We start from the raw sequence: 7,026 nt of genomic DNA on the forward strand, positions 1-7,026 counted from the left end.
GGGCGAGTCCGACGCGCCCGCCGCCGGCCCGGTCGCGGAGCATCCGACGGACCCGATCACCGACGCGCTGGACGACGCGGCCGCGATCGCCGACGGGGACGCGCCCGCCGACGGCGCGACGCCGGCGGTCGCGGACGACGGCGGGACGGCGGCCTCCGACGTCGCGTCCGGCGCCGTCCCCCCGGCGGCCGTCGCGGTCGGGGTCGACGCCACCACCGCCGCGGCGATCGGTGCCGGCGAGTCCGCCGACCACCCCGCGCCCTTGCGCGAGTCGCTGCCCGTCCCGCCGGGTGCCCGGATGCACGGCGACCGCATGGTCCCCGAGGGGATGCTCGACTTCGCCGTCAACGTCGTCGCGGGCGACCCGCCCGGCTGGGCGCGTCAGGCGATGAACGGCGGCCTCGACGCCGCCGGCCGCTACCCGGACGACCGCCCCGCCGCCGCGGCGCTGGCCGAGCGCCACGGCCGCGTCCCCGAGGGCGTCCTGCCGCTCGGCGGCGCCGTCGAGGGCTTCTGGCGCCTGGCCCTCGCGGTGCGACCGCGCCGTGCCGCGGTCGTCGTGCCCGGCTTCACCGAGGCCGAGGCCGCGCTGCGGACGGTCGGCGCGGAGATCGTCCGCGTCCCGCGGAAGCCCGAGCAGGGCTGGATGCTCGATCCCGAGGCCGTGCCGGAGGACTGCGACATGGTCGTCGTCGGCCGCCCCGAGAACCCCACGGGCGTGCTCGACCACCGCGAGACCATCCTGCGGCTGCGGCGTCCCGGCCGGACCCTGTTGATCGACGAGGCGTTCGCCGACTTCGTCCCGCGCGAGGACCCGCTCCGCGATCCCGAGGGACCGTCCGGCCCGCCCGCCGGCGGCGCCCTCGCCGACGAGCGGCCGTCCGATGCGGGCCCCGGCGACCTCGTCGTGCTGCGCAGCCTGACGAAGGTGCTGTCGGTGCCGGGCGTCCGCTGCGGCTACCTCCTGGGCGACCCCGACCTCGTCGACCGGGTGCGCGATGCCGGCGCCCCGTGGTCGTGCTCGACGCCGGCGCTCGAGCTGCTCCGCGCCTACGCCGGCCGGCCCGAGGCCTGCGACCGCATCGCCGCCCGGACGGCCGCGCACCGCGGCGACCTGCTCGCCCGCCTGCGACAGCTCGCCGGGGTGCAGGTGTGGGACGGGTCCGCGAACTTCGTGCTGCTCCGCGCGCCCGCCGACATCGACGTGGTCGGCGGTCTGCACGGACACGGCATCGCGGTGCGCCCGTGCACGACGTTCGCGGGCCTCGACGACCGCTACGTCCGCATCGCGGTCCGCACGCCCGCGCTGCACGCGCAGCTGACGACCGCCCTGGCGCGCGTCATCAGCGCCGCGGAGTAGGGCGGCTCAGCCGACGTCCGGGGGCCCGGCGACGGGCAGCTCGACGACGAACGCGGTGCCGCCGTCGATGCCGTCCTGCACGCGGACCGTGCCCCCGTGCGCCTCGACGATCGCCTTCGTGATCGTCAGGCCGAGGCCGGTGCCGGGGACCGCGTCGCGGGTCGCCGACGGCGTGCGGTAGAAGCGCTCGAAGAGCCGCAGGCGCTCGGCCTCGGGGATCCCGACGCCGGAGTCCGCGACCTCGAGGGCCACCGTGGCCCCGGTGGCCCGCGTGACGCGCAGGCGGACCCGGCCGCCCGACGGCGTGAACTTCACGGCGTTGGCGAGGAGGTTGTCGCACGCCTGCGCCAGCCGGGTGACGTCGGCCTGCAGCGGTGCCGGCACGACCTCGAGCACGACGTCCACGCCCTTGCCCTCGGCGCTGGCGCGGATGCTGGCCGCGGCGTCCGCGGCGATCGTCGCGAGGTCCGCCGGCTGCGGGTGCAGGGTGAACTCGCCCGACTCGGCCCGGGCCACGGTGAGCAGGTCGTCGACCAGCCGCAGCAGGCGGTCGACGTTGCGCCGGATCATCCCCGTCCAGTGCCGCTGGCCCGATGTCGGCTCGCCGGTCTCGTCCTCGAGCAGGTCGACCGCCGCGACGACGGAGGACAGCGGGGTGCGCAGCTCGTGGGTCACCGTGGCGACGAACTCGTCGCGCACGCGCTGGACCTCGTGCTCGTGCGTGCTCTCGCGGAACGACACGATCCGGCCGAGGAGCGCCCCCTCCGCGTCGCGGACCGCGTCCGTGCGGGCGACGAACCAGCGGTCGGACTCCGGTTCGTGCAGCTCGAGGCGGACGGACCGCGACGGGTCGCGCCGCATCTGCTCGATCTCGGTCCGCGCCGCGACCGGGTCGACGGCCAGCTCGACCATCCGCTCGGCACGCGGACCGATGTCGCTGCCCACCGGCATCCGCAGGATCGCCGCGAGCTCGCGCATCCGCCGGTTGACCACCGCCACGCGGTCCTCGCGGTCGTACATGATCACGCCGAACGACGTGGCGTCCAGGACCGCGGTGTTGACGGCCGCCAGCCGCGTCGCGCGGCGCTCCTCCACGGCCTTGGCGATCGCCACCGCCGCCTGCTCGGTCAGCCCGCGGACCCGCTCGACCTCCTCCGGCGTGAACGGCCGGTCGACGACGCGGGCGACGACGAGGATCCCGAGCAGGGCGGTCCCGCGGTGCAGCGGCAGGTGCAGCTCGTGCCGGACGCGGACGGGGTGCGCCGGACCGCCGAGCCCCTCGACGAGGAGGCCCGCGTCGTCGTGGGAGAGGACGACGGGACGGCGCTCGGCGGCCGCCCGACCGCCGACGCCGCCCCCCTGGTCGATCGTCCGCGGCAGGGCGTCGGGACCGAGGCCGACGACCGCGGTGAGCTCGAGCCGGCCCTCGTCGTCGACGACCCGCAGCGCGCCCACGTCGGCCCGCGCCTGACGCGCCGCCTCGCCGAGCGCGACGGCCGAGACGCTCCCCAGGTCGCTCTCGGCGACGAGCCGCTCCACGAAGCCGAAGAGGGTCTCGACCCACGCCTTCTCGTCCTCGAGCTCGGAGATCGTCCGCTCGATGTCGTCGCGCTGCGCCTCGACCTCGGCCGTCTGGCCCTCGAGCTCGTCGTGGTGCTCCTGCAACGAGCGGCTCATCGCGTTGAAGCGTCGCGCCAGGTCGCCGACCTCGCCGGCGCCGGACTCCTCGACCTCGGTCTGCAGGTCGCCGCCCTGCACCCGGTGGACCGCGCGGGCGAGCCGACGCACCGGCAGCACCACCAGGGCCAGGAGGTAGCCGCCCGAGCCGAGGACCAGCAGGACCGAGACGATGCCGCCCCCGATGCCCAGAGCGACCCCGCGCCGGCCGGCGGCGTCGGCGTCGCGCCGGACGTCGTCGGCCCGCGCCTGCTCGGCCCCCAGGAACGTCGAGAAGCGGGCGCGGAGCTCGTCGACCCGCTCCTTGCCCTCACCGCCGGCCGTCCGGCGGCGTGCAGCCCGCAGGTCCCTCCGGGCCAGCCTGATGCTCGGGGTCAACCAGTCGGACTCGTACTCCCGGATCAGCCGGGAGATCGCGGTGGCGCGGCGGTCCTGCACCGGGTCCTCCGAGGCGGACTCCAGCCACTCCAGGAGCGACGGCAGGGCCCGCCGCGCCGCGGTGTAGGGCGCGAGGAAGCGCTCGTCCCCGGCGATCAGGAAGCCGCGCCCACCGGTCTCGAGATCCAGGACGGTCCGCTCGATGCGGTTGGCGACGGCGACCGTCCGCTCCGCCTGCGCGGCCTCGCGCCCGGCGTCGCGCAGCTGGACCACGGCGACGGTCAGCGTGGCGAGGATGGCGCCGATCAGGACCGCCACCACGACGGAGACCGCCGCGATGACCGGGGTCAGCCGGTGCTTCACGCGACCCTCCTGTACGCGTTGGGCCCGGCGTCGTCGAGGCCGCGGCGCCCGTCGCGGAGCAGGCGCTCGCTGCGACCGAGCAGCAGCAGACCGCCGGGGGCCAGTGCGCCGACGGCGTGGTCGAGGGTCGCGCGCCGGGCGTCCGGCGACAGGTGGATCAGGACGTTCCTGCAGAGGACGACGTCCCAGGAGCCCGTCGGCGCGCTCGTCGTGACGTCGCGCTGTTCGAAGCGGACGATCGCCTGCGCGGCGGGGTCGAGCCGCTCGGCGCGGCGTTCGCGGGCCAGCGCGACGTTCTCGGGCAGCAGGTCGCTGCCCAGCAGGAACGCGCCGGTCAGGGCGTCGCGCCGCCCCAGGAGGAGGGCGACGCTGCAGAGCTCGCTCCCGTCGGAGGCTCCGAGCGACCAGACGCGCAGCGGGCGCCGGGGGCGGCCTTCGGCGTGCAGCAGCCGGTCGAGCAGCTCGAACTGCTCCGGGTCGCGCCACATGCCCGAGGTCGAGACCGCGATCGCGCGGCGGAGCCGGGCGCGCACGGCCGGGTCCGCCCGGACGGCCCGGGCGACCGCCTCGGGCCCTGCGAGGTGCAGGCGCTCGACGGCGCGGTCGATCGTCCGGGCGACGTGGGCGGGGCGGAACGACCCGAGGTCGAGCCCGCACGCGGCGCCGAGCGTCCGCAGCACCGCGGCGGGGGGCAGCTCGACGACCGGCTCGGCACGGGGGCGTGAGTCGACCACGGGCACGCTCAGTCGCCCGCGACGCCGGCCTCGTCGGCCGGGCGGAGGATCTCGCGCAGCCCCTCGACGAGGGCCCGTGGGGTGAACGGCTTGGCGAGGTAGCCCGCGGCCCCGGCGGCGGTGCCGGCCGCGCGGTCGGCCGGGGCGTCCCGGGCCGAGAGCATGACGACGACGGTGTCGCGCTCGGCGGTGATCCGTCGGCACGCCTCCAGGCCGTCGATGCCGGGCAGGCCCACGTCCATGAGGATCACGTCGAAGGACTCCTCGGCCGCCCGGGCGACCGCGCGGTGCCCGTCCGACGCCACCTCGACGAGGGCGCCCTCCCGGGTCAGGACGAAGGTGAGGATCTCGGCGAGCTCCTCCGTGTCGTCGACGACGAGGAACCGCTGACCCGCGAAGGACGCTGGGGGAACGGAGGTCACGGCTCCGCATCGTAGAGCGCCGGGACGCGGCGGTGCGGTCGACGACGTGCAGGTGCGTCGACCACCGCCACCCGCGGGGACGACGGGCGGCGGGGTCGAGGCGGCGGGACGGGACGCCGCCCTCGGAGCCGGGAGCGCCTGCACGGATGCTCGCGCGGCGCGGGCCCGACGGAGGGCTGCGTTGCGACGGTAGCAACGGGTAACCGGGGCGCTCCGGTCCGAATCGCCCCACCTCAGGCCCTCGGGGAACGCCGACGTCCCCAGATGGGGGGTTGTTCGACCCGCGCTCGGATCACTCCGCCGGCGCGGCGTACGCCGTTGGCCGCGTACCTCACGGTGGATCCGCGCGGACGGCCCCGGACTCGTGGCGCGGTCGACGCCGTACTGGCGGAACGGGCAACGTTTGGCGCGCATCCACCCGGGGCTTCTGGACGTTGCTACGAGCATCCGACACCGACGCCTCGACGGCGGCGAGCGGATCGACCCCCTGGAGCACCACCATGCAGCACGAGAACGAGCAGCAGGACACAGCGACGGGCCGGACCGGCCTCGGCCGCCTGGTCCCGCGTCGCGGCACCGGCCGCACGCGCGCAGTGATCGTCGGCACCGGCATTCTCGCCTTCGGCATCGCGCCGCTGACGTACGCCGCCACCGGCGGCAGCCTCACCCTCGGTGAGCGCAACTCGGCCAACGACGAGACCCAGATCATCGCGACCGAGAACGCAGGTCCGGGCGCCAAGGGCGGCTACGCCACCCGCCAGTCCAACCTCTCCGCCACCGGCGGCGCCGCGATCTACGGCTGCCGCTCCACGGCGAAGACGTCGGCCACCGACGAGAAGAACGCGTGCCTGCGCGTCAACAACCTGTCCAACGGCCGCGCGTTCGAGTTCCGCGCCGGCAAGGGCACCGTCGGCGGCGACATCTCCGTCGCCAACGGTGGCGACGGCACGAAGCCGTTCACGACGAACGCCACCGGCGTCGCGACCGGCCTGAACGCCGACCGCGTCGACGGCAAGGACGCGGACGCGATCGTGAAGGAGGCCGTCGACAAGGCCGTCGCCGAGGCGCTCTCCAAGGTCCCCGCCGCCAAGTCCACCCGTTGGGTGCTCGTCAACGCCGCGGGCCAGATCGAGGCGCAGTCGGGTGGCTTCGCCATCCGCTCCACCTACGGCGGCACCCCGGCCGGCGCGTCGGAGAACGTCTACATCGACTCCGGTGAGGACCTCTCCAACAAGGGCATCACGGCGACCATCGCCCTGCAGAACCAGGTCGACCAGGGCGGCACCGCGCTGACCAACGGCAAGGACGTGGGGCCCGACACGAACCCCGAGTTCTCGGGTGAGATCACCGCGACGCGTTGCGCCATCACGGGCGTCGTCGCCTGCGCCCCGGCCGGTGCGAACACAAACACGCACTTCGTGGTCAGCCCCCGCCTGTCCGACGGCCAGCCGACGAGCGCCACCACGCGCAAGCGGTTCTACGTCGTGATCAGCCAGTAACACCTCGACCGGCCCTCGGGCCGGTCACCGCAGGACCTTCGCGCGCGGCCATCGGCCGCGCGCGTCGTGTTTATCGCCGGGCGAGCGCCCCGGCCAGCCGGACGCTCATCGCGTCGAGCTGCAGGTCCTCGCCGGCGTTGCGCCGGAAGGTCCGGCGCGTCTCGTCGACGACGTCGACGCAGCGCAGGAGCCGATGCACCTCCGAGCGCGCGGCGTCCTCGCGCAGCTGGGCGACCCGGTCGACGTGGTGAACGGCCTCCTCCGCGCCCAGCGACACCGACGCGGCATCGCGGAACCACAGGCCGCAGAGGCGCAGGGAGACGTCGAGCGCGGCGGTGCGCTCGCGTCGCACGACCCGCTTGGCGTCCTCCTTCGCGTCGCGCTCGACCCTGCGGCGCTCGCGGTCGGGGAGCCGCTCGGCGGTCTCCTTCGCCTCGGCCTCCACCAGGGCGCCCGCCGCCCTGCCGCGCTCGGCGGCGGCCTCGGACATCGCCTTCCAGGGCGGCTGGCCGGGCACGGCGTGGACGGCATGGCGCGCCACGGCCTCGGCGGCCGCGCGCATCGGCGCGCCCTCCGGCCCGGCGAGCGTCCGC

Annotated in this window: 5 protein-coding genes and 1 pseudogene; 2 read left to right on the forward strand and 4 right to left on the reverse strand. The window is 75.9% G+C overall.

Annotated elements, in window-relative coordinates; genetic code table 11:
* Window positions 1-1,360: aminotransferase class I/II-fold pyridoxal phosphate-dependent enzyme (locus Q7T67_RS13855; protein WP_304790592.1), on the forward strand; the 1,360-nt coding region annotated here is incomplete at its 5' end.
* A gap of 6 nt (window positions 1,361-1,366) precedes the next feature.
* Here the strand turns inward: Q7T67_RS13855 and Q7T67_RS13860 are convergent.
* From Q7T67_RS13860 to Q7T67_RS13870, 3 genes are read right to left on the reverse strand one after another with little or no spacing between them, the layout of a single operon-like run.
* A complete protein-coding gene (locus tag Q7T67_RS13860) occupies window positions 1,367-3,778 on the reverse strand; it encodes an ATP-binding protein (protein WP_304790595.1) in 2,412 nt (803 codons plus the stop codon).
* Window positions 3,775-4,512: a CheR family methyltransferase gene (locus Q7T67_RS13865; RefSeq protein ID WP_304790598.1), complete on the reverse strand. Its 738-nt coding sequence runs from the start codon at window positions 4,510-4,512 to the stop codon at window positions 3,775-3,777. The genes Q7T67_RS13860 and Q7T67_RS13865 overlap by 4 nt, the downstream gene beginning before the upstream one ends.
* 8 nt (window positions 4,513-4,520) lie before the next feature.
* On the reverse strand, window positions 4,521-4,934 hold the full coding sequence (locus tag Q7T67_RS13870) for a response regulator (RefSeq protein WP_304790601.1): 414 nt from the start codon (window positions 4,932-4,934) through the stop codon (window positions 4,521-4,523).
* A gap of 500 nt (window positions 4,935-5,434) precedes the next feature.
* On the opposite strand from Q7T67_RS13870, the gene Q7T67_RS13875 reads away from it, so the two are divergent.
* Entirely contained in the window at window positions 5,435-6,433 is a 999-nt protein-coding gene (locus tag Q7T67_RS13875; RefSeq protein ID WP_304790604.1) for a hypothetical protein, read from the forward strand.
* 70 nt (window positions 6,434-6,503) lie between these two features.
* Here Q7T67_RS13875 and Q7T67_RS13880 read toward each other — a convergent pair.
* Window positions 6,504-7,026 (reverse strand): annotated as a pseudogene (locus Q7T67_RS13880) (hypothetical protein); the annotation flags it as partial.

Source organism: Patulibacter sp. (genome assembly GCF_030655195.1).
In the GTDB taxonomy this organism is placed as follows: Bacteria; Actinomycetota; Thermoleophilia; order Solirubrobacterales; family Solirubrobacteraceae; genus Patulibacter.